General features: G+C 47.7%; 25 protein-coding genes. 23 read left to right on the top strand and 2 right to left on the bottom strand.

Annotation, left to right across the window (positions count from 1 at the left end; genetic code table 11):
• From mdh to coaE, 6 genes are all read left to right on the top strand, one after another.
• On the top strand, positions 1 to 933 hold the full coding sequence (gene mdh / locus KNO68_RS06230; protein ID WP_215112224.1) for a malate dehydrogenase: 933 nt from the start codon (positions 1 to 3) through the stop codon (positions 931 to 933).
• A gap of 183 nt (positions 934 to 1,116) precedes the next feature.
• Complete coding sequence (locus KNO68_RS06225; protein ID WP_074036521.1) at positions 1,117 to 1,818, top strand: response regulator transcription factor; 702 nt, start codon at positions 1,117 to 1,119, stop codon at positions 1,816 to 1,818.
• Positions 1,815 to 3,542 carry a two-component system histidine kinase PnpS gene (gene pnpS, locus KNO68_RS06220; protein WP_078147187.1) on the top strand — a complete coding sequence of 576 codons (1,728 nt, stop codon included), beginning with the start codon at positions 1,815 to 1,817 and terminating at the stop codon, positions 3,540 to 3,542. The genes KNO68_RS06225 and pnpS overlap by 4 nt, the downstream gene beginning before the upstream one ends.
• 207 nt (positions 3,543 to 3,749) lie before the next feature.
• On the top strand, positions 3,750 to 6,344 hold the full coding sequence (gene polA / locus KNO68_RS06215; protein ID WP_078147186.1) for a DNA polymerase I: 2,595 nt from the start codon (positions 3,750 to 3,752) through the stop codon (positions 6,342 to 6,344).
• 21 nt (positions 6,345 to 6,365) lie between these two features.
• Entirely contained in the window at positions 6,366 to 7,193 is an 828-nt protein-coding gene (gene mutM, locus KNO68_RS06210; protein WP_078147185.1) for a bifunctional DNA-formamidopyrimidine glycosylase/DNA-(apurinic or apyrimidinic site) lyase, read from the top strand.
• Between the two features lie 13 nt (positions 7,194 to 7,206).
• Entirely contained in the window at positions 7,207 to 7,812 is a 606-nt protein-coding gene (gene coaE, locus KNO68_RS06205; protein WP_012726710.1) for a dephospho-CoA kinase, read from the top strand.
• A gap of 13 nt (positions 7,813 to 7,825) precedes the next feature.
• Here coaE and KNO68_RS06200 read toward each other — a convergent pair whose 3' ends face one another.
• Entirely contained in the window at positions 7,826 to 8,308 is a 483-nt protein-coding gene (locus KNO68_RS06200; protein ID WP_012726709.1) for a site-2 protease family protein, read from the bottom strand.
• Positions 8,309 to 8,465: 157 nt separating this feature from the next.
• On the opposite strand from KNO68_RS06200, the gene KNO68_RS06195 reads away from it, so the two are divergent.
• The 8 genes from KNO68_RS06195 (at position 8,466) to KNO68_RS06160 (ending at position 16,610) form a co-directional block, all read left to right on the top strand.
• Entirely contained in the window at positions 8,466 to 9,497 is a 1,032-nt protein-coding gene (locus KNO68_RS06195; protein WP_078147184.1) for a glyceraldehyde-3-phosphate dehydrogenase, read from the top strand.
• A gap of 232 nt (positions 9,498 to 9,729) precedes the next feature.
• Positions 9,730 to 10,116, top strand: a complete 387-nt coding sequence (gene speD, locus KNO68_RS06190; protein ID WP_012726707.1) for an adenosylmethionine decarboxylase — start codon at positions 9,730 to 9,732, stop codon at positions 10,114 to 10,116.
• Between the two features lie 112 nt (positions 10,117 to 10,228).
• Positions 10,229 to 10,600, top strand: coding sequence for a hypothetical protein (locus KNO68_RS06185; RefSeq protein WP_031423166.1), 372 nt, complete (start codon positions 10,229 to 10,231; stop codon positions 10,598 to 10,600).
• A 12-nt stretch (positions 10,601 to 10,612) separates the two neighbouring features.
• Positions 10,613 to 11,080 carry a transcriptional regulator NrdR gene (gene nrdR / locus KNO68_RS06180; RefSeq protein ID WP_012726705.1) on the top strand — a complete coding sequence of 156 codons (468 nt, stop codon included), beginning with the start codon at positions 10,613 to 10,615 and terminating at the stop codon, positions 11,078 to 11,080.
• A 40-nt stretch (positions 11,081 to 11,120) separates the two neighbouring features.
• Positions 11,121 to 12,473: a DnaD domain protein gene (locus KNO68_RS06175; RefSeq protein ID WP_012726704.1), complete on the top strand. Its 1,353-nt coding sequence runs from the start codon at positions 11,121 to 11,123 to the stop codon at positions 12,471 to 12,473.
• A 4-nt stretch (positions 12,474 to 12,477) separates the two neighbouring features.
• The gene (dnaI, locus tag KNO68_RS06170) at positions 12,478 to 13,392 is read left to right on the top strand and encodes a primosomal protein DnaI (RefSeq protein ID WP_078147182.1); all 915 of its coding nucleotides are present in this window, start codon (positions 12,478 to 12,480) and stop codon (positions 13,390 to 13,392) included.
• Positions 13,393 to 13,690: 298 nt separating this feature from the next.
• Positions 13,691 to 15,634, top strand: a complete 1,944-nt coding sequence (thrS, locus tag KNO68_RS06165) for a threonine--tRNA ligase (RefSeq protein WP_012726702.1) — start codon at positions 13,691 to 13,693, stop codon at positions 15,632 to 15,634.
• A 103-nt stretch (positions 15,635 to 15,737) separates the two neighbouring features.
• Positions 15,738 to 16,610 carry a DUF1002 domain-containing protein gene (locus tag KNO68_RS06160; RefSeq protein WP_214730470.1) on the top strand — a complete coding sequence of 291 codons (873 nt, stop codon included), beginning with the start codon at positions 15,738 to 15,740 and terminating at the stop codon, positions 16,608 to 16,610.
• 30 nt (positions 16,611 to 16,640) lie between these two features.
• Here the strand turns inward: KNO68_RS06160 and KNO68_RS06155 are convergent, their stop codons facing one another.
• Positions 16,641 to 16,850 carry a hypothetical protein gene (locus tag KNO68_RS06155; protein ID WP_012726699.1) on the bottom strand — a complete coding sequence of 70 codons (210 nt, stop codon included), beginning with the start codon at positions 16,848 to 16,850 and terminating at the stop codon, positions 16,641 to 16,643.
• 341 nt (positions 16,851 to 17,191) lie between these two features.
• On the opposite strand from KNO68_RS06155, the gene infC reads away from it, so the two are divergent.
• From infC to pheT, 9 genes are all read left to right on the top strand, one after another.
• The gene (gene infC / locus KNO68_RS06150; protein WP_012726698.1) at positions 17,192 to 17,722 is read left to right on the top strand and encodes a translation initiation factor IF-3; all 531 of its coding nucleotides are present in this window, start codon (positions 17,192 to 17,194) and stop codon (positions 17,720 to 17,722) included.
• 30 nt (positions 17,723 to 17,752) lie between these two features.
• Positions 17,753 to 17,947: a 50S ribosomal protein L35 gene (gene rpmI / locus KNO68_RS06145; protein WP_012726697.1), complete on the top strand. Its 195-nt coding sequence runs from the start codon at positions 17,753 to 17,755 to the stop codon at positions 17,945 to 17,947.
• Positions 17,948 to 17,975: 28 nt separating this feature from the next.
• Complete coding sequence (gene rplT / locus KNO68_RS06140; RefSeq protein ID WP_012726696.1) at positions 17,976 to 18,335, top strand: 50S ribosomal protein L20; 360 nt, start codon at positions 17,976 to 17,978, stop codon at positions 18,333 to 18,335.
• Between the two features lie 86 nt (positions 18,336 to 18,421).
• Positions 18,422 to 18,676: a membrane protein gene (locus tag KNO68_RS06135; RefSeq protein ID WP_031423177.1), complete on the top strand. Its 255-nt coding sequence runs from the start codon at positions 18,422 to 18,424 to the stop codon at positions 18,674 to 18,676.
• 24 nt (positions 18,677 to 18,700) lie between these two features.
• Positions 18,701 to 19,183 carry a dUTP diphosphatase gene (locus KNO68_RS06130; RefSeq protein ID WP_214730471.1) on the top strand — a complete coding sequence of 161 codons (483 nt, stop codon included), beginning with the start codon at positions 18,701 to 18,703 and terminating at the stop codon, positions 19,181 to 19,183.
• Between the two features lie 19 nt (positions 19,184 to 19,202).
• Entirely contained in the window at positions 19,203 to 20,282 is a 1,080-nt protein-coding gene (locus tag KNO68_RS06125; protein WP_078147180.1) for a M42 family metallopeptidase, read from the top strand.
• A gap of 1 nt (position 20,283) precedes the next feature.
• Positions 20,284 to 21,030: a TrmH family RNA methyltransferase gene (locus tag KNO68_RS06120; protein WP_031423182.1), complete on the top strand. Its 747-nt coding sequence runs from the start codon at positions 20,284 to 20,286 to the stop codon at positions 21,028 to 21,030.
• A 305-nt stretch (positions 21,031 to 21,335) separates the two neighbouring features.
• The gene (gene pheS, locus KNO68_RS06115) at positions 21,336 to 22,358 is read left to right on the top strand and encodes a phenylalanine--tRNA ligase subunit alpha (RefSeq protein ID WP_215112223.1); all 1,023 of its coding nucleotides are present in this window, start codon (positions 21,336 to 21,338) and stop codon (positions 22,356 to 22,358) included.
• A 12-nt stretch (positions 22,359 to 22,370) separates the two neighbouring features.
• Entirely contained in the window at positions 22,371 to 24,746 is a 2,376-nt protein-coding gene (gene pheT, locus KNO68_RS06110) for a phenylalanine--tRNA ligase subunit beta (protein ID WP_215112222.1), read from the top strand.
• Positions 24,747 to 24,748: the final 2 nt, after the last annotated feature.

Raw genomic sequence — 24,748 nt, 5'->3', positions numbered from 1 at the left:
ATGATTCGTCGTAACAAAATTTCTGTTATTGGAAGTGGCTTCACCGGTGCAACGACTGCACTGTACTTGGCTCAACGTGAGCTAGGGGATGTCGTACTGCTCGATATGGAAGAAAAAGTAGGACCGACGAAAGGGAAAGCGCTCGACATGCAAGAAACGGCACCGATTCAAGGGTTTGATTCGTGGGTCACAGGTACGTCTGATTACGCGGACACGGCCGATTCCGATGTGGTTGTCATTACCGCGGGAATCGCTCGCAAGCCGGGGATGAGCCGGGACGACCTCGTCGCAACGAACGCAAACGTCATGCGCTCGGTTGTGAAAGAGATTGCCCGTTACTCTCCAGACGCCATCCTGATCGTATTGACGAACCCAGTAGACGCCATGACGTACGCGGCGTTCAAAGAATCAGGGTTCCCGAAAGAACGCGTTATCGGTCAGTCCGGTGTATTGGATACGGCTCGCTTCCGAACGTTTGTGGCACAAGAGCTGAATGTTTCTGTCAAAGACGTATCCGGATTCGTCCTTGGAGGTCATGGCGACGATATGGTGCCTCTCGTACGCTATTCGTACGCTGGAGGCATTCCGCTCGAAAAACTCATCCCACATGAGCGAATCGAGCAAATTGTCGAACGGACACGAAAAGGTGGCGGCGAGATTGTCCAACTACTGGGCGATGGCTCGGCGTATTATGCGCCAGCCGCTGCCATCGTGGAGATGGTCGAGGCGATTGTAAAAGATCAGCGTCGAATCTTACCGGCCATCGCATACCTTGAGGGAGAGTACGGATTCCATGATTTGTATCTTGGCGTCCCGACGATTCTTGGTAAACATGGAATTGAGCAAGTGTTAGAGCTCGACTTGACGGATGAAGAAAAAGCAGCGCTATCGAGGTCTGCGGATTCTGTCCGCTCGGTATTAAGCGTCTTATAAGTTTGAGGTGCTTCCTGTCATGTTGCAGGAGGCACCTTTTTTGCGCCTTCTCTCTTATCGAACATGCTACACTGAAAGTGGATTTGTTTTGTTTTTGTAAAGATTTGCTTTGAGGTTGGTCGTTTCAAGCATTGATTTGTAAAATAGAAAGTGACATTTGATGGTTTAAGAGGAGGAAGCAGTGTGGCTGATAAAGTAATTGTTGTCGACGATGAAGTGTCGATTGCGACATTATTGAAATTTAATTTAGAACAAGCTGGCTTTGAAGTAGAGACGGCGCACGACGGCAAAACCGGATTGGAATTGGCTGAGAAAAAGGACGCCGTGCTCATTGTGCTCGATTTGATGCTCCCGGAGATGGATGGACTTGAAGTGTGCAAACGACTTCGTCAGCAAAAAGTCAATACACCGATTTTAATGCTCACGGCAAAAGATGATGAGTTTGACAAAGTATTGGGGCTCGAGCTCGGAGCGGACGATTATTTGACGAAGCCGTTCAGCCCACGTGAAGTAGTCGCGCGCGTCAAAGCGATTCTTAGACGTTCTGCCCCGCAAGAATCGGCGGTTGAAGAGGACGTCATTCAAATCGGAGATGTTAAAATCGTCACTTCAAACTACGAAGTGTTCAAGCAAGGAGAGCGCCTCGAGTTGACGCCGAAAGAATTCGAATTGTTAGCCTATTTGGCGAAAAATAAAGGACGCGTGTTGACGCGAGACCAATTGTTATCGGCCATTTGGAATTATGACTTTGTAGGTGATACCCGGATTGTTGATGTCCATATCAGTCACCTTCGTGAAAAAATTGAACCGGTAACGAAGAAACCGACCTATATTAAAACGATTCGTGGTCTTGGCTATAAGATGGAGGAGCCGACTTCGGAATGAAGACGTATCGCTCTAGATTTATGACGACTCTCATTTTTCTTGTGACCGGTGTCTTGTTGACGCTCGGGATTGTCCTTGGGCAACTCTTCAAAGACTTTTATCTGGATTCTGAACGAGACCGTCTAAAAGAAGATGCTCAATTGGCAGCCCTCTACCTCGAAGAAGGCGAATTGGACGAGATTCGTGAGTATGTCGGTCAAATCGATGACGGAAGCAGCTTTGATATTCTCCTTCTCAATAGTCGGATGGAGGTAATCGCTGGCACGCCGTTTCGCGTCGGGTCCATCGATTACAAAATTGATCCGAATATGGTCCCTGAGGAAGGGACGTTCGGTGAAGCGGATGAGGACGAGTTGATTCAATACACAAAACCGATCGAACTTGCGACGGGTGGGACAGTCTATTTAACATTCATCCGTTATGTATCGGATTTAGAAGGGGTGTACAATCGCATCTGGTTGACGATTGCCCTCGCGCTCTTCTTCTCCTTCTTCATAATTTTATTCGTGCTCCAACATTTGACGAATCAATTTATTCGACCAATCGATGAGGCGACGATCGTTTTGCGGGAACTGGCGGACGGGAATTATCGGGCCCGTGTGTATGAACTCAGAAATGATGAAGAGACCGGTAGCCTAGCAGGGTCAATCAACGTGCTTGCCCGGAATTTGGAGTCGATTTCTCTCGGGGAGTCCGTACAACGGGCGAGACTCGAATCGTTAATCGAGTATATGGGGGCGGGTCTTCTGCTCGTCGACGAGCGAGGGATTGTCACGTTGGTCAACCGCTCTTATCGTGAAATGTTCCAATACGATGATTTAACGATTGGACAATTTTATCACGGGATTCTACCGAGTCCTGAAGTAGAAACACTGATCGAAGACGTTTATCTGACGGAAGAGGTCCACCGCCGTCAGTTATCGATTCGAACGGGATTCAATCAAAAAACGTATATGGTATCCGCAGCACCGATTTTCAGTGACACCGGGATGCTTCGCGGCACGACGTTACTGTTTAACGATATCACGGAACTGAAACGACTTGAGAAGATGCGGAAAGATTTCGTGGCGAACGTTAGTCATGAACTGAAGACACCGCTCACATCCATACGTGGGTTTAGTGAGACGCTTCTTGATGGGGCGAAAGAAGTCCCGGAACTTCGAGACCAGTTTTTAGACATCATCCAGAAAGAAGCGACACGGATGCAGATGCTTGTTGAGGATCTCCTTGAATTGTCGAGATTGGAGCGGGATGACTTCCAAATGGAGTTGGTGTCCGTCGATCTGAATCAGCTCGTCGATGAGGTCTGTCTCCTGCTCAGTCAAAAGGCGAGCAAGAAGTCGATTCAGCTAGAAACGAAACACGAGGGAACGGTCGTCTTGCAAGCGGACCTGAACCGAATGAAGCAAGTCATCATGAACTTGGTCGCCAACGCCATCAACTATTCACCAGAAGGAAGTCGTGTCGACATCGCCGTGGAAGCAATGGCAGATTCCTATAAACTTCGCGTCAAGGACAACGGAATCGGGATCGCCGAAAAAGAAGTGAGTCGTATTTTTGAGCGCTTCTATCGTGTCGATAAGGCAAGAAGTCGGAACTCGGGTGGAACTGGCCTCGGACTCGCCATCGTGAAACACATCATCGATTTGCATCATGCCACGATCGACGTAGAGAGTGAGGAAGGCAAAGGAACGACGTTTACCATTACATTCCCTCGGGTTTAACAATGACTTTATCGTTCGTTCATATTTACTTTACAAAACCTTGCTATCCTATGAATGAGACCTCTTCATCATCTCGTGACTCGATCGGTGCTCATCTCCACACGATCGAGAATTTGGCCCTTTTCTATTCGTAGAAAAGGGTCTTTTTTTTCGAACGCATGTACCCGTATGGTATGATGGTTGAAGAGAAGAATGGAGGTCGATTGAATGAATAAACTACTAGTCCTTGATGGGAACTCCTTAACATATCGTGCGTTTTTTGCACTGCCTCCGATGTCGGATGCGTCAGGTCGGAATACGAATGCAGTGTATGGGTTTACGATGATGTTATTGAAACTAATGGAAGATGAGCAACCGACTCATTTTGCTGTGGCGTTCGATGCGTCAAAGAAAACGTTCCGTCACGATACGTTCGCGGAATACAAAGGTGGACGTCAAAAGACACCGGGAGAATTGCGTGAACAATTTCCGCTCGTGCGTGACGTTTGTCGGGCGTTTGGCATCTCTGTCTTAGAGCTCGATCAATACGAGGCGGATGATATCATCGGGACGCTCTCAAAAGACCCGACTTTTGATCAGGTGACGGTTGTGACGGGGGATAAGGATTTACTTCAATTGATCAATGAACGTGTGACGGTCTATTTGACGAAACGAGGCATCACCGACGTCGAGAAAATGACCGTGACCGCGTTCAAGGAACGCTACGACGGACTACAACCGATTCAGATGATTGACCTAAAAGGATTAATGGGAGATAAATCTGACAACATTCCTGGTATTCCAGGGGTCGGGGAAAAGACGGCACTGAAGTTGATTGCCACATACGGTACCGTCGAGGCCCTTTACGAACATACGGATGAGTTGAAAGGGAAGCAAAAGGAAAAAGTAGAGGCGAATGAACAAGAAGCGAAAATGTCGAAACAGTTGGCGACCATTTACACGGATGTACCGATTGATGTGACGATGGATGATCTTCTCTTTAAGCCATATGACGCTTCGGTCGTCAAAACGTTATTTATGGATTTACAGTTCAAGTCACTCATCGGCAAACTGACGGATACCTCTTCAGAAGAACCGGTTGAAAAAGCGGAACGACCAACAATCGCGTTGGCCGATCAAGATTTATCGCGAGCTGTGTTAATGCTTGAACAGCTGAATGATGATTATTTTGAAGAAGACGTGATTGGAGTGGCGATCGCTTCGGAACGAGGTGTCACGATTGGAGATGTGACGCTTCTTGAGGACGAACGGGTCAAGGAATGGATCGAAAACGAGACGAAGACGACGATTTGTCTCGATGCGAAGCAGACAATTATTCAATTGAAACGTCACCAATTGGCACTGCGTGGGTATGAAGACCTGCTTGTCGCAGGGTATTTGCTCAACCTATCTGGTGGGACGTCTCTCAGCTCGATTGCCGCACACTTTACGTATCCTCTTGAGGAAGATGAAACGGTCTACGGAAAAGGTGCAAAAATCAAGGTGCCGGAAGAGAATGTTTTTCATGCTCATCTCGCAGAAAAGGCGTACGCCATCTACACATTGTTTGAACGCATTGTTTCGGAGTTGAAAGAGAATGAACAGACAGAACTCTATGAGGCGCTTGAAAAACCACTCGTCTCCGTATTGGCCGAGATGGAGTGGGCTGGTATCCACGTAAATGTCGAAACGCTTCAACATATGGAAACGGACCTGCGTGAACGTCTAAATGCACTTGAGGTCACGATTCATGAATTAGCCGGGGAACCGTTCAACATCAACTCACCGAAACAGTTAGGGGTCGTATTATTTGAAAAACTGTCACTCCCTCCTGTGAAAAAGACGAAAACAGGATACTCAACGGCAGCGGATGTCCTCGAAAAATTGGCACCGCTTCATCCGATCATTGAGAAAATCATGCATTATCGTGAACTTGGCAAACTTCAGTCCACGTATGTCGAGGGCTTGCAGAAAGTCGTGAAGGATGATGGCAAGATTCATACGCGTTATACACAGACGCTTACTCAAACGGGACGGCTTTCGTCGGTTAACCCGAACCTTCAAAATATTCCGATTCGATTAGAAGAAGGGCGTCGCATCCGTAAAGCGTTTACCGCGAGTGAACCGGGATGGGTACTTTATGCGGTCGATTACTCTCAAATCGAACTGCGCATCATGGCACATATGTCACAAGATGAGAAGATGATGGCAGCCTTCCTTCACGATGAGGATATTCATACGTCGACGGCGGCGAACGTGTTTAAAGTTTCCACTGAAGAAGTTACGTCACTCATGCGTCGTCAAGCAAAAGCCGTCAACTTCGGAATCATCTATGGCATCAGTGATTATGGACTCTCACAAAACCTAGGGATTACACGGAAAGAAGCGCAGACCTTTATCGATACGTACTTTGAACAGTTCCCTGGGGTGAAGACGTTCATGGATGCCGCGATTGAACGGGCACGTGAACACGGGTTCGTCGAGACGATGTTGAAACGACGCCGGAACATCCCGGACATCCATTCTCGTAATTTCAACTTGCGTGGGTTTGCTGAACGTACCGCAATCAACACACCGATTCAAGGAACGGCAGCGGACATTATTAAAAAAGCGATGATTGATGTCGATCATGCGTTAAACACGTCAAAACTTCAATCTAAGCTGTTGTTACAAGTACACGATGAATTGATATTCGAAGGTCCGGCCGAAGAGATGGAAGCATTAGAAAAACTTGTGACCGAAGCGATGGAACATACGGTCACACTTGATGTCCCGTTACGTGCGGACGGAGCGGTTGGAACGACATGGTTTGACACGAAATAAACGGATAGAAAGGAAATCAGTATGCCAGAATTACCAGAAGTCGAAACGGTCTGTCGTAGGTTGCGACCTGCCGTTTCAGGAAAAACGATTCAGTCTGTCGATGTCCTTGACCCTAAAATTATCCGCGGACTCGACCCCGAAGAATGGGTTCACCATTTGATAGGAGAAACGATTACGGATGTGGAACGTCGGGGGAAATTCATCTTATTCAAATTGACGAACGGGTATCTCGTCTCCCATCTTCGGATGGAAGGGAAGTTTTTCCCTTATGACTCCATTACAGAACCGGTAAAACATACACATATCGTGATTACGTTCACGGACCAATCGACTCTACACTATAATGATGTCCGTAAATTCGGTACGATGGAGTTGCGGACGAATGAAACGATTCATACCACACCACCGCTCTCATTACTTGCGTACGAGCCGTTTGACGAGCGTGTGACAACCGAGGTGTTACACCGACGTTTAGAGCGCATGAAGACACGCGCGATTAAGACCGCCCTCCTCGATCAATCCATCTTTGTTGGATTAGGTAACATCTATGTAGATGAGACGTTGTTTCGTGCGGGTGTCCATCCGACACGACCGGCCGCAAGTTTGTCACACGAAGAAGTCGACCGTGTGCGGACTGAAGCCATTGCTGTATTGACTGAGGCCATTGAGCGTGGAGGTAGTACGATTCGCAGTTATGCCAATCCAGATGGGGCCACAGGAACGTTTCAAGAGAGGCTCTACGTGTATGGACAGACCGGAGAACCGTGCCGCCGATGTGGACATGAAATTGAAAAGATGAAATTGGGCGGGCGAGGTACGCATTACTGTCCGCACTGTCAACAACGTTAAGGGGTGGACGTGTATGTTGAAGATTGGATTGACTGGTGGAATTGCAACCGGGAAGTCTACGGTATCGCGACTGTTTCGAGAACGAGGCATTCCGATTATCGATGCCGATTTGATTGCAAGGACGGTCGTTGAACCAGGAGGAAAGGCGATTGAGGGGGTAAGGGCCGCATTTCCAAAATGTTTTGTGGGCGACGTGCTGAACCGTCCTGCGCTCGGTCGGGAAATCTTCCATGATGAAGCAAAACGTCAGCAATTGAATCAATTGATGCATCCAGCGATTCGAGAAGAAATGAACGAGCAAATGCGAACGTATGAGGCATCGGGGGAACCTGTCGTCATTTTTGATATTCCCTTATTGTTTGAAGGGACGATGCTCGATCTGGTTGATTATTCCGTCGTCGTCTATTGCCGTGAAGAGATTCAACTGATGCGTCTCATGGAACGGAATGGATTGACGAAAGAAGAGGCGTTAGCCCGTATTCGTTCACAGATTCCAATTGAAGATAAAAAGCACCAGGCGGATTTCCTCATAAACAATAATGGGGCATTAGGGGACCTCCCTCCACAAATCAATCGTCTGGTCGAACAGTTTCAAACGATACAAAAAGAAGGCGACTGATATCGCCTTCTTTTTAGTTTAATGGATCGGATTCTGGAGACCCTTTTTTCCATGTATCATAAATCGCACGTCCATCACTAGGATGACCGTTCGAATAATAGATGGGATAGAGTGAGAAGAAGATATAGTAGAATGAGAAATAGGCGAACTGATACGTATAGAGTGTCGGTTCAATATCTCGTCGAAGAATGAACGCGTTGACGATTAAGATGCTCGCTAAATTGAAAATGGCTCCACCGCCATAGACTAGCGTACGGGTGACCTTGTTGCTCCATCTTAAATCAGTGAACTGGCACCATGCATCGTAAAAATAAACACGATTTACTTGTAAACGACCTACTTTAAATAGTTTCTTCCCGGTACCGATTTGCATATCGAGTGAGCCGCCGAACAACTTTGCGAAGAAGAAGTGTCCAAGCTCATGAATTAACGTCACAATCGGTAAAATGATAAAGAACGAAATAAAGAATTTATCGATATCTCCCCAATCAAACATCATGACGCCTCCTTTCTCTTGTCTGTTACGCCAAGAAATTTCCCTCATTTTCAAAAAATAAACAAAGAAAAACGGAAAAAATGTGACGAATCATAGTGAAAACGCTTACAGCTATCCGTTATAATGAAACCGTAATGTAGAAAAAGGGGGATCTATCATGGGGACAAAAGTGGCAATTAACGGATTTGGTCGAATCGGAAGAATGGTATTTCGAAAATTGATGCTCGAGGGACGTCATGAAGTGGTGGCGATTAACGCAAGTTATCCGGCGGAAACACTTGCGCATCTCATTAAACACGACTCGATTCATGGTCCATTCGGATTGACAGTACGTGCGCATGGGGATGCGCTCGAAGTCGATGGGAAACGGATTGAACTCATTTCGGAACGTGATCCATCACGCTTGCCTTGGTCAGACCTTAAAATCGACATCGTCGTCGAAGCGACCGGGAAGTTTAACTCTGATAGCGGGGCACGACTTCATCTCGAGGCAGGGGCGAAAAAAGTGATTTTGACCGCACCGGGTAAAGGGGATTTACGAACGATCGTGATGGGGGTCAATGATCGTGACTATCGCCCGGAGGAAGATCATATCATCTCAAACGCATCGTGTACGACGAACTGTCTCGGACCTGTCGTGAAGGTCTTACATTCGACGTTCGGTATTGAAACGGGACTGATTACGACCGTTCACGCCTATACGAACGATCAGAACAATATTGATAACCCGCATAAAGATTTGCGTCGCGCGCGCGCGTGTGGCAGTTCCATCATCCCGACATCGACGGGAGCGGCTAAGGCGATTGGTCTTGTGATGCCGGAACTACAAGGAAAGTTGAACGGAATGGCACTCCGTGTGCCGACTCCGAACGTATCACTTGTCGATTTGGTCGTCGAACTCCACCGAGATGTCACGGTCGATGAAGTCAATGAAGCGTTTGAACGGGCAGCGTTTGGAGAAATGACAGGTATTTTAGGCGTTTCTCACGAACCGCTCGTCTCTATTGATTTTAACGGGGACGATCGCTCGTCGATTATCGACATGGATTCGACGATGGTGCTCGGCGGAAATCATGTCAAAGTACTCGCATGGTATGACAATGAATGGGGCTATTCATGCCGTGTCGTGGACTTGTTGGACATGGTGGCCAGCTATCTTCAAATCGGTCAGCAAGAAACACACGCCTAAAAAATATTACGTTCAGGAAAATATTTTTTGAATTTTTTTATCAAATGTCTTGTAAGGACGTCCCAAACACGTTACACTCAATTTCGTGAACTTCAATTGGTCTGACAAACGCAACTTAAAGGGTTAGGACCTCTTAGGACTAACTTGCCCCCGTGGTTGTGGGCGATTCAGGCACAAAGTGAGTGATCATCAACTACTTTGAGACCATTGATGTAAAGGGGGATCCACTAATATGGATACTATGGGACGTCACATTATTACAGAACTTTGGGAGTGCAATCCCGACAAATTGAATGATATCGACTACATCGAGCGTTTGTTCGTCGATGCTGCTCTTCGTTCGGGCGCTGAAGTCCGCGAAGTTGCATTCCACAAGTTTGCGCCACACGGTGTAAGTGGAGTCGTCATCATTTCAGAATCACACTTAACGATTCACAGTTTCCCAGAACATGGCTATGCGTCAGTTGACGTGTTTACATGTGGAGATCGAATCGATCCGGCTACAGCATCGCAGTATATTGCTGAAGGATTGGATGCAAAAGTACGTGAAGATGTGAAACTTGAGCGTGGAATGGGACCGATTCGTGTTCCGGAAGCGCAAGTGGCAATCAGCAAATAAATCAGATTGACCTTTTGAGGCTGGCCGTTTAATGGTCAGCCCTTTTAATTGTTTTGTTGTCGCCTTAATTTTGATATGCTTAACGTATATAACTCAGGCGTTGAGGTGGATTATGGGACTGTTAGATAAGTTACAAACACATATTGAAACGAAAGATACACATAAAAATGAAATGCTCCAAACACGTTACTATGCGGCATCGTCACATGCGATGTTGCAATGGTTAGAAGGAAAAATTCAAGAGAACGGTCAGACGGTTCGTCGAATCGATGCGAATCGAGGAGAACTTTCGTTTCTCGGAGAAGGCTGGGACGGGCTCATCACGATTGTACAAGTGGATGGCGGCCGGACGGCTGTCGATTTTACATTAAACCGTGAACAGCGACTCGGTGCAGACCTTTCTCAAATTGTATCGCACTACTACGAGGCGCTCACACAACAATTCCCGTTACGTGCCATTGGTAATAAAACAGTCGAACGATAAGGAGGTTTGAGCATGCGTTGTCCGAAATGTGATCATAATGGAACGAGAGTGCTCGATTCCCGTCCGGTGCAAGACCATTATTCGATTCGACGTCGTCGTGAATGTGAAAAATGTGGGTATCGGTTTACAACGTTTGAGACGGTTGAACAGACACCGCTCATCATTGTTAAAAAAGATGGAAATCGTGAAGAGTTCAGTCGTGAAAAAGTACTTCGCGGCATTATTCGGGCGTGCGAGAAACGACCTGTCACACTTGAACAGCTTGAAGGAGTTGTGACGAAAGTCGAACAGCAACTTCGTGCCCTCGCCCAGTCAGAGATTCCGAGTGAACAAGTAGGTGAGCTCGTGATGAACGAGCTCGCGCGAGTCGATGAAGTCGCATATGTCCGTTTCGCATCGGTTTATCGTCAATTCAAAGACATCACGGTGTTCTTTAAAGAACTTGAAGATTTAATGAAGCAAGAAAATTCGACCAACTAAAGGGCGGCCTGCTGGTCGCCCTTTTTCAAGGGAGAGAGCCATGGAGAAAGAACGTACAATCTTTGGGACGGACGAATTGTTAATCATGAGTACCGGTCTTGTCGACCGTGAATCGTACCAGTCCCTTTACCACTTATATCAACCTGTCATCGGAGTGAAGGCGCTCGCACTCTATCAAACGTTATGGAGCGAACTGAAGCCGGGCAAAATGAAATCCAACTATATGTCACATAGTGCATTATGTGAGATGTTGGAGTTCTCTATCAATGAGTTAATGGACAGTCTGTTCCGTTTAGAAGCGATCGGGTTAGTGCGCACCTATAAAACAAAAGACGCTCGATTGACACAATACGTCTATCAGTTACGCGTCCCGCTTGCACCGCACACGTTTTTGAATGACGGTCTGTTGTCGAGTTTCCTCTTCTATAAAGTCGGGGAAGTACGATTCAAACAATTGCAGGGGCGTTTTACGATTGATCCGTTGCCGGCAGGCATCGTCGAGGTGACAAAGGACTTCAATGAAGTGTTTGATGTCAAAGGAGTAAACCATCGTGCGTTCACACAAAAAAATTATGAAAAGCCGGACCGGGCAAAGATTGAAATCAACTATTCGTTCGATATGGAAATTGTGAAAAAACTGACGAATTTTCCAGTTGGATTTTTCACGAAAAAATTAGACGAAACGATCACAAAACTGGCCTACGTGTCTCAACTCGATGAAGAGACGATGGCTGAGATGTTAAAAGAGTATTTCGTCCATGAGGCGTATCTGCCACTCAGTGAGCAAGAGAAGCGGGACGGGTGTCGTCAAATGGTCTTACAATTGAAAAAGAAACAGACGCGCCATCGGAAAGAGAAGACCGTCGAACTTGAACAGACGAAACTAGGAGACTTGCATGACCCTGAGGTGATGGAGTCCGCACATCCGCATCAATATGTCTCGACGCTTCGGAAGACCCCGCAACTTTCAAAGAGTGATGAACAGTTAGTCATTGAACTCGTCGACACACTCGGTCTCGCGCCAGGGGTCATCAATGCGCTCTTCTATTACTGTATCGAAGTGAAGAAGCAGACGCGGCTGAGCGAGAACTATGTCTTGCGCATTGCGACAAGTTGGAAAACAGCAGGCTATACGAACGCAAAAGAAGCGCTAGAGCGTGAAGAATCTCAAGATGCGCTCATCGAGAAGAAACAACAAAAACGCGAGAGCGTGCAACGCACCACGGTCGGGTCACGACGGAAACCCCAGCAAGGGGATATGCCGAAGTGGCTCGAGGATGAGGCGAAACAACAGCGCTCATACGACCAAGCGAGGAAAAAGGAACTTGAGTCGTCCGTTCCGGATGACGCGGAACTCGTGAAACTATTAAATGAATTGAAAGAGAAGGGGTGAGGGGATGGAACGAATCAATCAGTCGCTGTCTCAGTTGATGAACCGAAAAGAAGTTCGTGAGGCGTACGAGTCGATTCGCAGACGTACACTGAATCACCCGGGTGTCATCGCATTTTTGAACGCTCATCCAGAGTTAGAGGAGAAGGCGATTGAAATCGGGTTTACCAAACTGAGTGAGTACGCGGAACAGATGGATGGAAAAACGTTCATAGAAGATCAGGCCGTCATCCCGGGTCATCAACCGGTGCTCTATGTCGATCTAGGACAGATTGCCATTCGCTATGAAGAGACGGTCGCTCATCGTCAGGCGAGACGCCAAAAAGAGATGGACCGTAAGTTTAAGAGTTTGTTCTTACCGGAAGAAGTCCGTGAGGCGAGCTTTGAGTCATTTGATTGGGCCGACGACGCGCGTAAAATCGCATTGCGTGAAGCGATGCGATTCGTGACAGGGATGAAGGCGCGTCAAAAAGTGAACGGTCTCTATCTCCACGGTAGTTTTGGCGTCGGGAAGACGTATTTACTCGCCGCAATCGCCAATGAGTTGAAGGTGGCGGACATCGAGACGATTTTAGTTCACGCCCCGGGCTTTGTGTCGGAGGCGAAACGTAAAATCCGTACCGAGTCGTTCGACTCTTTCTTGATGTCGTTTCAACATGTGCCAGTCTTATTGATTGATGACATCGGAGCTGAAGCCATCAGTCCGTGGGTACGAGATGAATTGTTCGGCATCATTCTTCAGTATCGGATGATGCATCGCTTACCGACGCTCTACAGTTCAAACTTTAGCGGGGAAGAGCTCGAGACGCACTTTTCAATCGATGGTTCGCCGCAAAACAAAATGAAAGCACAGCGACTCATGCAACGTATTTCTACGACGACGACCCAAATTGAGTTAAAGGGTGAAAATCGGCGTCGGTAAAGGATTGTTTTTCTCTGGTGAGTTGACTATACTAAGAATCATATAAAGGATGCATAGAAGAGGATATGGATCATCGAGACGAGTTTTAGCGAGGGAAGGGCGGTGGAAGCTTCCTAACGACGACGATGCATTTACTCCCTCGGAGCACCGTACGGGTCAATCGTGCGGCGATTCACACTCGTTATCGTGTGTTCGAGCCAAGCAGATTGCTTGGGAACGAGGGTGGTACCACGAGAATCAAAGCTCGTCCCTTTTTGAGGGATGGGCTTTTTTTATATTCATTTTTGAGAGGGGACAAATGTACATGATTCAATTAACATTTCCAGATGGCGCGGTAAAAGAGTTCGAAGCCGGCGTCACAGCAGAAGACGTCGCGGGCTCGATTAGTCCGGGACTCCGTAAAAAAGCAATCGCAGCAAAACTAGACGGAGAACTCATCGACTACCGTCGTCCAATCGAACATGACGGCAAAATCGAGCTCGTGATGCCGGACTCGGAAGACGGTCTTGATTTGATGCGTCACTCGTCGGCTCACTTGATGGCTCAAGCAATCAAACGGTTATACGGAGAAGACAATAACATCTATCTCGGAATTGGGCCGACGATTGAGAACGGATTCTATTACGATATCGAGATGGATCGTCGCATCAATGAGGAAGACCTTCCTGAAATCGAAAAGATGATGAAACGCATCGTCGATGAGAACTTGGAAATCACACGCGAAGTCGTTTCTCGTGACGAGGCGCTCGCTCGCTATAAAGAGTTGGGAGACCCGCTCAAGATCGAGTTGATCGAGGATATTCCTGCTGATCAAACACTGACAATCTACCATCAAGGTGAGTTCTTTGATCTTTGCCGTGGACCACACGTCCCGTCAACATCGAAGTTGAAAATCTTCAAATTGATGAGCGTGGCTGGTGCCTACTGGCGTGGGGACTCAGACAATAAGATGTTACAGCGTATTTATGGAACAGCGTGGGCGACGAAAGAACAACTCGCTGAACACTTGCGTCTTCTTGAAGAGGCGAAAGAACGCGATCATCGTAAACTCGGGAAAGAACTCGACCTCTTCTTCGTCTCACAAGAAGTCGGTCAGGGGCTTCCGATGTGGCTTCCAAAAGGGGCTTCGATTCGTCGTACGGTCGAGCGCTACATCGTTGATAAAGAGCTCGAACTCGGATATCAACATGTCTACACACCGGTTCTCGGTTCGGTCGACTTGTACAAGACATCTGGACACTGGGATCACTACCAAGACGACATGTTCCCGAAAATGGAGATGGACAACGAAGAACTCGTCCTTCGTCCGATGAACTGCCCGCACCATATGACAATCTACAAACATGAGCCACGTTCGTACCGTGAACTTCCACTTCGAATCGCTGAGCTTGGTGGAATGCACCGTTATGAGATGTCAGGGGCGCTCACAGGTCTTCAACGTGTTCGCTACATGGTCTTGAATGATGGACATACGTTCGTTACACCGGAACAGATGAAACAAGAATTCAAAGACATCGTTCATTTGATTCAAGAAGTATACGCTGACTTCGGCATCAAAGATTATCGTTTCCGTCTCTCGTATCGCGATCCTGCTGATAAAGAGAAGTACTTCGATAACGATGCGATTTGGGAAATGGCACAAAGTCAGTTGAAGGAAACGATGGATGAGCTCGAGCTTCCATACTTTGAGGCGGAAGGGGAAGCGGCATTCTACGGACCGAAACTCGACGTGCAAGTACGGACGGCGCTCGGGAAAGAAGAGACGCTCTCGACTGTCCAACTCGACTTCTTGCTTCCGGAGCGTTTCGATTTGACATACACTGGGCCAGACGGTAAGGACCACCGCCCAATCGTGTTGCACCGTGGTGTCGTCTCGACGATGGAACGGTTTGTCGCTTACTTGATTGAAGAGTATAAAGGCGCGTTCCCGACATGGCTCGCACCGGTCCAAGTCAAGTTAATCCCGGTTTCACACGTCCACGACGAATACGTCGCAGAAGTGAAAGCAGAACTCGTCAAACGCGGCGTCCGTGTTGAAACGGATCTCCGTGACGAGAAACTAGGTTATAAGATTCGCGAAGCACAAATGAAGAAGATTCCGATGACGCTCGTTCTTGGGGATAAAGAACGGGATGAGCGTGCGGTCAATATTCGCCGCTACGGTCAGCAGGAACAAGTTTCTGCTTCACTTGATGAATTCATTGCATCGCTCACAGATGAGATTGCGAACCGTTCACGTTAAGTGAGGGACCACCTTTCCAACCAGAAAGGTGGTTTTTTTCGGTCTATAGACGGATGTGTATTTGTTCATCTACACGTATCGTAAACATAAGGAGTGATACTTAATGAATTATATGAAGCCAGTATTGGCACTTACTATTGGAGCGGTTGCGTTCACAGGAGCGCTTCCGAAAGTCGGAGCTGAGGCGATCGTCAATGACACGATTGTGACGCTCGGGGAGTCGCTCTCTTCAGAGCAACAAAAATGGGTACTCGAACGTATGGATGCCCCAGAAGGAATCGAACCCATTATCACGACTGCCGCAGATGAAGAAAAATATTTAGGAGACTCGGTTCCGCAAGCACAACGTGGAGGCGGCATGTACTCGTCTGCCCGAATCAAATTGACGAACGGGACAGGTCTTGATATTCAAACGGAAAACGTGACATGGGTCACGAAAGATATGTATGCGAACGCCCTCGTCACGGCAGGTGTGACGGATGCGGACATCTATATCACTTCACCGATTAACGTGACGGGCACCTCGGCTCTGACGGGAATTATGAAGGCATATGATCAGACCGCGGCCGAGACTGGGATTGAACTGTCGGAGGAGCGAAAAGAATTGGCACAAGAAGAGCTGGCGGTTACGTCTGAAATCGGTAAGACGGTCGGACAAGAGGATGTAGCAGGTCTCATGAACGAGATTAAAGCGGAAATTGCAAATCAGATGCCGGAGACAAATATTGAGATCCGTGACATCGTCATTCAAGTATTGAACCAAAATAACGTCCAGTTGTCTGAGGGCCAACTCGATCAACTGACGACACTATTCGAAAACATGCAACAGGCCAATTTAGATTGGTCAGCGATCAGCAGTGGATTGAAAGATGCGGGTCAAGATGTGCAGGCATTCCTCGAACAAGAAGAGGTGAAAGGATTCTTCGCCCGATTGTTTGAGGCGATCGGGAACTTCTTCAAGTCACTTACAAACTAAGTGGTATTAAAAAAGGGCGCCTGCCCTTTTTTAGTACCACCGTTTATGGATATAATTTTGAGCCGACTCATGGTCATCGACGATTTTTAAAGTGATGCGATTCATTTCTTCTAGTAAGTCTGTCAATACCGCCTGTAATTTTTCATCTTCTAGCCCATGTGCTTGCATCGTCTTACTGACAATCTGCTGGACTTGATCATGGTAGTCATGTTCTCGCGATACATCTTTTCGCCAGTTCATGTCGATCCCTCCTTTGATATTTCATTATTCCCTTTGAAAAGGTATTGCGAAACGAGAGAATGACTGGTATCATCATAAAAGTGTGAGCTACCAATTATTCATGCGCGATATCTTGACATCTTTTCCTGCTAGTGCTAAGATGACATAGTGATTAAAAACAACAAAGCAGAAGCACCCGCTTTTCACCTCGTCTGAGAGTCATCAGGCAGGTCCATCAAGTTCTTGGTTCATTCGGCATCGTCTGCCGTTTTATGACCTCAACTGATGTGTGGGTGGGAAACTGCCGACGCTTTTTTTATTGCCATGTTGTCTTGTCAATCTAAATCTCGTGCAATCGCACGATGGAGGTGCTAACCATTAGCAAAGAGCTCTTTATCAACGAAAACATTCGTGCCCGTGAAGTACGTCTCATTGGCGCAGACGGTGCACAACTCGGTGTGACATCACGTAACGATGCGTTACGTTTAGCTGAAGAAGCGGAACTAGACCTCGTCTTAGTCGCAGATAAAGCAAATCCACCGGTCGCTAAAATTATGGATTATGGGAAGTACCGTTTCGAACTCCAGAAAAAGGAGAAAGAAGCGCGTAAAAACCAAAAAGTCATCCAAATGAAAGAAGTACGTCTCAGTCCAACAATCGAGGACAACGATTTCCAAACAAAATTGCGTAATGCACGCAAGTTCCTTGAAAAAGGAAACAAAGTGAAGGCTTCGATTCGTTTCCGCGGACGTGCCATCACACACTCGGAAATCGGGAAACGTGTTTTGGACAAAATGGCAGCGGAATGTGCCGATTTGGCAACAGTTGAACAAAAGCCGAAGATGGAAGGACGCAGCATGTTCTTAGTGCTGGCTCCGAACAAAGAAGATTAATTATCGATTCTCAGTGGGGAGGAAATACTCATGCCGAAAATGAAATCGCACCGCGGTGCTTCAAAACGTTTCAAACGTACAGCATCAGGTAAACTCAAGCGTTCACACGCTTACACAAGTCACTTGTTCGCAAACAAATCGACTAAAGCGAAACGTAAGCTCCGTAAAGGCGCTATCGTATCAGCTGGAGACTTCAAACGCATTCGCAACATGATCGCGAAGTAATACAGAAACAATTTAGGAGGGAATCCATATGCCACGCGTAAAAGGCGGTTATACGACTCGTCAACGTCGTAAAAAGCAAATTAAACTTGCCAAAGGATACTTTGGTTCGAAACACATTCTATTTAAAGTAGCAAAACAACAGGTCATGAAGTCACTCATGTACGCTTACCGTGACCGTCGTCAGAAGAAACGTGATTTCCGTCGTCTTTGGATCACACGTATCAATGCGGCAGCACGTACAAACGGTCTCTCATACAGCCGTATGATGCACGGCCTTAAGCTTGCAGGAATCGACATCAACCGTAAGATGCTTGCTGAGCTTGCTGTGACAGATGCACAGGCATTCGCGTCACTCGCTGAAACAGCTAAATCAAAATTGAACGCGTAATCGTTCAATCGACAGCGCCGAGACACTCTCTCGGCGCTTTCTTTTTTCTTTAGAATTTCTTAGAATTAAGAGAAGGAGGAAAGCGTATGAATCAATCGGTTGTTGCGATCGTCGCCTTAGCGCTCATAGTCTTGAACGTTTACACCTACATCCAAGCGAAACAGTATGCGCAAGGAAAAGGTGACTTTAACGTCCTATTCGCCTATGCAGGAGGAGCCATCGGTGCCTTGTTCGGTCTTCATTTGACTCGGAAGAAGACGGTTCATGCCCCAAAACTGCTTCAATTACAAGTATTGATTTTAGCAGTGGGCTGGTCTTTAATGATTTTAGTACTGCTATAAGTGGAGATAGAGGAGGAACATCCGGTGAACTGGACAACATTGTTTGATCGGCAGCGCGAATTAGACGAGCGGATCAAAGCACAACATGGATTATCCGGCAATCAATTCGATGAACGGTTACTGGCGCTGCTTGTCGAGCTCGGTGAACTGGCTAACGAAACACGTAGCTTTAAGTTTTGGTCGAAGAAAGGACCGTCGCCTCAAGATGTGATCTTAGAAGAATATGTGGACGGCATTCATTTCTTATTGTCACTTGGTCTTGCGCTCGGGTATGAACGAGATGCGTTTCCTGCGGGAAGTTCATATCTTGATGCGACTGATGCTTTTTTAGATATTTATCGAAAAGTGACAAACTTTGGTCTTTCAAAAACGGAAGCCATGTACGAGACGCTGATGGCAGCTTATCTCGAACTTGGTCATACGCTCGGTTTTAATGAGCAACTCATTTTGCTAGCATACATGAATAAAAATGAAGTAAACCATGAGCGACAAAATCAAGGATATTAATGAAAAGGAGCGGATTGATATGAATGAATCGTTACATATGTTAAAACGTTTGACGGATGCAACAGGCGTCCCAGGAAATGAGGGAGAAGTCCGTCAATTGATGCGTGAATACCTCGAGCCGCATGTCGAGTCGTTTGAACAGGATGGACTCGGAAGTCTATTTGGTCAAGTGACCGGAGATGCTGAAGGTCCACGTGTCATGATTGCTGGTCACATGGATGAAGTTGGTTTCATGGTGACGCGTGTGGAAGAAGGCGGTTTCCTTCGTTTCCAGGCGCTCGGTGGCTGGTGGAACCAGGTGCTGTTGGCACAACGAATGGATGTAGTCACACGGTCTGGTGAAAAGATTCCGGGTGTCATTGGTGCGAAACCACCTCACGTCCTACCGCTTGAGGCACGGAAGAAGCCCGTCGAAATCAAAGATATGTTCTTAGATATCGGTGCGACGTCGAAAGACGAAGTGGCTGAGTGGGGAATTCGTCCAGGCGATACGGTCGTGCCACATTGTGAATTCACAGTCATGAAAAATGAGAACTTCTTGATGGCGAAGGCATGGGACAACCGCATCGGATGTGCGATTGCCATCGAAGCAGCAAAACGTCTGAAGGAAGAATCGTTCCCAGGCGTCATGTATACAGGAGCGACGGTACAGGAAGAGGTCGGGTTACGTGGAGCGGTGACCGCTGCCAACTTGATTCGCCCGGATGTCGCGATTGCTGTCGATACAGGCATTCCGAGTGATACGCCGGGAATGACCCAAGCAGAAGGGTTGTCAAAACTCGGGGACGGGGTTCAAGTCATCTTCTTTGATGCGACTACCGTCACGAACCCACGCCTTGTCGACCTCATCGTTGACGTGGCCAAAGAGCAAGACATCAAATATCAATTGGACTTAACGCCAGGCGGTGGCACAGATGCTGGGCGATTCCATCTTTCTGGGATCGGGATGCCGGCCATCGCATTGACAGTGCCGGTCCGCTATTTACACACGAACGTGTCCATCATCCATAAGGATGATTACGAGGCAGCGGTACAACTCGTTGTCGCATTGACGAAACGTTTAGACCACGAAACGGTCCAATGGTTGAAAGAGGGATAATATGACGAAGATTACGTCTACGAAGAGCGAGACGATTAAACGATTAAAACGATTGATGACGAAAAAAGGTCGTCAAGAAACGGGTCAATTCCTAGTAGAAGGAGAACATTTGGTGGACGAGGCCATTCGTGCCGGTCGACTCGTCCAACTCATCATGGCTGAGTCGTATTCACCAAAAGGAACGTGGCGACTTGAAGATATGCCAGTCCTCGAGTTATCCGACCACGTTGCGGACCTTCTTTCCGAAACGGAAAAGACCCAAGGCGTGTTTGCCGTTGTCAAGATGACGCCGGTGGAACGAAAAATGAAGAAGGTACTCGTACTAGACCGAGTACAGGACCCGGGTAATCTCGGTACGATGATTCGGACAGCAGATGCTGCCGGATTCGATACGGTGTTACTCGGGAAAGGGACGGTCGATCCGTTCAACGCCAAAGTCGTACGTGCCACACAAGGTTCACTGTTTCACGTGAACGTGACCTCGGTCGACTTGCTTGAAAAGTTACCTGAGCTGAAAGAGGATGGATTCCACGTCTACGGCACAGCTCTCTCAAAGGCAACATCGTATGAGCAAGTTGCATTCGAAGACAAAGTGGCCCTCGTCATTGGGAATGAGGCACAAGGGGTTCATGCTGATGTATTGGCACTCTGTGACACACGTGTGCATATTCCGGTGCTCGGCGACGCGGAATCGCTCAACGCGGCGGTCGCTGCCGGTATTTTAATGTATCGCATCGCTTTACAATAATCTTGTCAGCACGTGAAAAACGTGATAGGTTAAACACATCGATGAATAAGATATGACGTTGAAAGAACATAGTAAGCGAATGACCGATTCCGTTCAGGGAGCAAGGGCCGTGACTGAGAGCCTTTGCCGGATTCGTCGCTGAATTCACTCTGGAGTCGTGTTGGAGACAACACCGGTTTGGCATCACGATAACGATGCTCTCAAGTGGGCCATGAATAATTGGCCAAGTAGGGTGGTACCGCGATGATTCGTCCCTTCAGTCAACGACTGAAGGGATTTTTTTATGTAGAGGAGGAAGCGAACACATGAAAGAACAATTAGAACAGTTACAAGTGGAAGCGTTAGAAGAAATCAAACAGGCATCCACACAAAAATCATTGAATGACGTCCGCATCAAATATTTAGGGAAAAAAGGACCGATGACTGAAGTGCTCCGTGGCATGGGTAAATTATCTGCCGAGGAACGTCCAATCATCGGTGAGTTGGCGAATACCGTTCGTACCGCGATTCAAAGCACACTCGATGCTCGAATCGAAGAGGTGAAGGCGATTGAATTAGAGGAAAAGTTAAAAGCGGAAACGCTCGATGTGACTCTACCGGGGCGGACATCGACTCCTGGCCACAGTCATCTCTTACAACAAATCATCGACGAGATGGAAGACTTGTTCGTTGGACTCGGATATACGATTGCTGAAGGTCCTGAAGTCGAAACCGATCTCTACAACTTCGAAATGCTCAACTTGCCGAAAGATCATCCGGCACGAGACATGCAGGACTCGTTCTATATCACGGAAGAGACGTTACTTCGTACTCATACGTCTCCTGTACAGGCTCGCACGATGTTGGAGGCGAACGGAAAACCGATTCGCATCATCTGCCCAGGTAAAGTGTATCGTCGTGATGAAGACGATGCGACGCACTCGCATCAATTCATGCAAATCGAAGGGTTGGTTGTCGATGAATCCATCTCGATGGCTGACTTGAAAGGGACACTCGAAGTGTTCGTGAAGCAGTTGTTCGGAGAAACGCGCGAAATTCGTCTCCGTCCAAGCTTCTTCCCGTTCACGGAACCATCGGTCGAAGTCGACATCTCTTGCTTCAAGTGTGGCGGGAAAGGATGTAACGTTTGTAAAGGAACCGGGTGGATTGAAATTCTCGGAGGCGGAATGGTCCATCCGCATGTCTTGGAGATGGCTGGCTATGACTCGTCAAACGTGTCAGGGTTCGCATTCGGAATCGGAGTGGAGCGTATGGCGATGCTCAAACACGGCGTCGACGACATCCGCCATTTCTACACAAATGACTTACGTTTCATCGAGCAATTCTAAGGAGGAAGACAGATGTTACTTTCAAAAAAATGGTTGAATCAATATATTGATGTATCCGATTTAAGCGGCGAAGCGCTCGGTGACTTGATTACGAAGAACGGAATCGAAGTCGAAAGTGTGACAAATCGTGGGGAAGGACTTTCTGGGATCGTCGTCGGGCGGGTCCTTTCATGTGAGAAACATCCGGAAGCGGATAAGTTAAACGTGACAAAAGTTGACATCGGAGAATGTGACCCTGTTCAAATCGTCTGTGGCGCACCGAACGTGCGCGAAGGGCAACATGTGATCGTGGCCAAAGTTGGCGCACGCTTACCAGGACTTAAAATCAAAAAAGCAAAACTTCGTGGTGTCGAATCACAAGGGATGATTTGTTCACTCGAAGAGCTCGGCTTTGAGAAAAAACAAATTCGGGAAGACGAGCAAGATGGAATCCACACATTCCGTGAATCCGTACAAGTTGGTGCAGATGTGCTCGATTTACTCGACTTGAACGATGAAGTCATCGAACTCGGCTTGACTCCGAACCGTTCAGATTGCTTGAGCCTCTATGGAATCATTCATGAGGTTGCGGCCATCTTAGAGCGTCCATACACGTTGCCGACGGCAGATGTCACGTCATCATCACCATCGGAGGTGTCTATCGAACTTGCGACACCGAACTGTTCATATTACGCAGCTCGTGAAGTAAAAGGGGTAACGATTGCAGAGTCGCCACAATGGCTAAAGAATATCTTGATCGCAGAAGGTGTCCGTCCAATCAACAACATTGTCGACGTGACGAACTATGTGATGCTTGAAATCGGACAACCGCTTCACGCATTCGATGCGAAGAAACTCGGCAACTCGATTGTGGTCCGTCAAGCCGAAAATGGAGAAGAAATGGTCACACTCGACGACGTGACGCGCACGCTCGATTCATCGATGATGGTCATCACAGACGGACAAGCTCCAGTCGCCATCGCAGGCGTCATGGGTGGTGCCAATACAGAGGTAGATCTTTCAACGACAGATATCATTTTAGAGTCAGCGTACTTTGATCCGGCATCCGTACGGAAGACGAGCCGTACGCTTGGTCTACGTTCAGATTCAAGCGCTCGTTTCGAAAAAGGCGTTGACCCAGAACGTGTCATGCTCGCGCTCGATCGCGCCGCGCAATTGATTGTCGAACTCGGTGGAGGAGCCATTCATGATGCGGTGCGTTCAGGTGAAGCCGAATCACGTGCCCGAGAAATCCAAGTGTCGATTGACTATATCAACAAGCGCTTAGGGATGACACTCAATCGTCAGACGATCGTTCACATCCTGGAGCGTCTCGGGCTCGCGACAGAAGGGGATGATGTGCTGACAGTACACATTCCATCGCGCCGTCCGGACTTAGAGCTTCCGGCTGATATCACAGAAGAAGTGGCACGTCTATACGGATATGATAGTCTCCCGTCGACGTTACCTGCCTCTCAATCGAAAGGCTTTTTGCCAGCAATCAACGTATTGCGCAGGCAGACACGTCGCTTGTTACAAGGAGTCGGCTTATCACAAGCCATTACCTACTCGTTAACGAGTGAGGCACATGCGACACGTTTCGGTGGAGAAACCGATCAGCTCGTTCGATTGGCGATGCCGATGAGTGAAGAACGCTCTGTACTTCGTACGTCGCTCGTCCCTGGGTTGCTGGAGGCGGCGCGTTATAACACGGCGCGTCAACAATCGAACGTCGCACTTTACGAAACAGGACGCGTCTATACGGAGCACGGAGAAACGTTACCGCGTGAGAAAGAACGGGTGGCTGGTGTCGTCACAGGTCTATGGATGGATCATCGTTCGCAAGGAACACGGATCCCGGTCGACTATTTCGTCGCAAAAGGGATTGTCGACACGTTAGTCCAAACGCTTCGCCTAGATGTCACGTATGAGGCCGTATTGATGCCTGATATGCACCCAGGCCGTACGGCAAACATCTTGATGGACGGAGAGGTCATCGGATATGTCGGACAAGTGCATCCAGGAATATCGAAAGACGTTTACGGTATGAAGGAAGTGTATGTATTCGAACTCGACCTCTTTGCACTTCGTGGAGACGAGACACTTCTTTATCAAGACGTACCACGTTATCCATCAATTTCACGAGATTTGGCACTCGTCTTATCACGTGAGATTCCGGCTGGGACAGTGGAACAAACGATCCGCCAAGCGGCTGGTCCACTCTTGATTGACCTCGTCTTGTTTGACGTCTATACAGGGGAGAATGTTGGAGCGGATGAGAAATCGATTGCCTTCTCACTCAAGTTCCAAGACCCGTCACGAACGTTACAAGATGAAGAAGTAACGGCAGCATATGAAACAATTGTTGAGGCGGTCCGTGCGACACACGGCGCTGAACTACGAGCGTAAAA

The organism is Exiguobacterium sp. s75, from assembly GCF_018617145.1.
GTDB classification, from domain to species: domain Bacteria; phylum Bacillota; class Bacilli; order Exiguobacteriales; family Exiguobacteriaceae; genus Exiguobacterium; species Exiguobacterium profundum.
Note: the sequence above shows the minus strand (reverse complement) of the source record. Positions and strands in the feature narration are given on the sequence as shown.

What these genes read in the sequence shown, in the direction of transcription:
- KNO68_RS06185 (WP_031423166.1), top strand. Translation starts at nt 10,229, where the DNA reads ATGGGACTGTTAGATAAGTTACAAACACATATTGAAACGAAAGATACA.
- pnpS (WP_078147187.1), top strand. Translation starts at nt 1,815, where the DNA reads ATGAAGACGTATCGCTCTAGATTTATGACGACTCTCATTTTTCTTGTG.
- KNO68_RS06125 (WP_078147180.1), top strand. Translation starts at nt 19,203, where the DNA reads ATGAATGAATCGTTACATATGTTAAAACGTTTGACGGATGCAACAGGC.
- nrdR (WP_012726705.1), top strand. Translation starts at nt 10,613, where the DNA reads ATGCGTTGTCCGAAATGTGATCATAATGGAACGAGAGTGCTCGATTCC.
- pheS (WP_215112223.1), top strand. Translation starts at nt 21,336, where the DNA reads ATGAAAGAACAATTAGAACAGTTACAAGTGGAAGCGTTAGAAGAAATC.
- rpmI (WP_012726697.1), top strand. Translation starts at nt 17,753, where the DNA reads ATGCCGAAAATGAAATCGCACCGCGGTGCTTCAAAACGTTTCAAACGT.
- KNO68_RS06120 (WP_031423182.1), top strand. Translation starts at nt 20,284, where the DNA reads ATGACGAAGATTACGTCTACGAAGAGCGAGACGATTAAACGATTAAAA.
- thrS (WP_012726702.1), top strand. Translation starts at nt 13,691, where the DNA reads ATGTACATGATTCAATTAACATTTCCAGATGGCGCGGTAAAAGAGTTC.
- polA (WP_078147186.1), top strand. Translation starts at nt 3,750, where the DNA reads ATGAATAAACTACTAGTCCTTGATGGGAACTCCTTAACATATCGTGCG.
- coaE (WP_012726710.1), top strand. Translation starts at nt 7,207, where the DNA reads ATGTTGAAGATTGGATTGACTGGTGGAATTGCAACCGGGAAGTCTACG.
- mutM (WP_078147185.1), top strand. Translation starts at nt 6,366, where the DNA reads ATGCCAGAATTACCAGAAGTCGAAACGGTCTGTCGTAGGTTGCGACCT.
- mdh (WP_215112224.1), top strand. Translation starts at nt 1, where the DNA reads ATGATTCGTCGTAACAAAATTTCTGTTATTGGAAGTGGCTTCACCGGT.
- KNO68_RS06135 (WP_031423177.1), top strand. Translation starts at nt 18,422, where the DNA reads ATGAATCAATCGGTTGTTGCGATCGTCGCCTTAGCGCTCATAGTCTTG.
- infC (WP_012726698.1), top strand. Translation starts at nt 17,192, where the DNA reads ATGGAGGTGCTAACCATTAGCAAAGAGCTCTTTATCAACGAAAACATT.
- KNO68_RS06200 (WP_012726709.1), bottom strand. Translation starts at nt 8,308, where the DNA reads ATGTTTGATTGGGGAGATATCGATAAATTCTTTATTTCGTTCTTTATC.
- speD (WP_012726707.1), top strand. Translation starts at nt 9,730, where the DNA reads ATGGATACTATGGGACGTCACATTATTACAGAACTTTGGGAGTGCAAT.
- pheT (WP_215112222.1), top strand. Translation starts at nt 22,371, where the DNA reads ATGTTACTTTCAAAAAAATGGTTGAATCAATATATTGATGTATCCGAT.
- dnaI (WP_078147182.1), top strand. Translation starts at nt 12,478, where the DNA reads ATGGAACGAATCAATCAGTCGCTGTCTCAGTTGATGAACCGAAAAGAA.
- KNO68_RS06195 (WP_078147184.1), top strand. Translation starts at nt 8,466, where the DNA reads ATGGGGACAAAAGTGGCAATTAACGGATTTGGTCGAATCGGAAGAATG.
- rplT (WP_012726696.1), top strand. Translation starts at nt 17,976, where the DNA reads ATGCCACGCGTAAAAGGCGGTTATACGACTCGTCAACGTCGTAAAAAG.
- KNO68_RS06155 (WP_012726699.1), bottom strand. Translation starts at nt 16,850, where the DNA reads ATGAACTGGCGAAAAGATGTATCGCGAGAACATGACTACCATGATCAA.
- KNO68_RS06160 (WP_214730470.1), top strand. Translation starts at nt 15,738, where the DNA reads ATGAATTATATGAAGCCAGTATTGGCACTTACTATTGGAGCGGTTGCG.
- KNO68_RS06175 (WP_012726704.1), top strand. Translation starts at nt 11,121, where the DNA reads ATGGAGAAAGAACGTACAATCTTTGGGACGGACGAATTGTTAATCATG.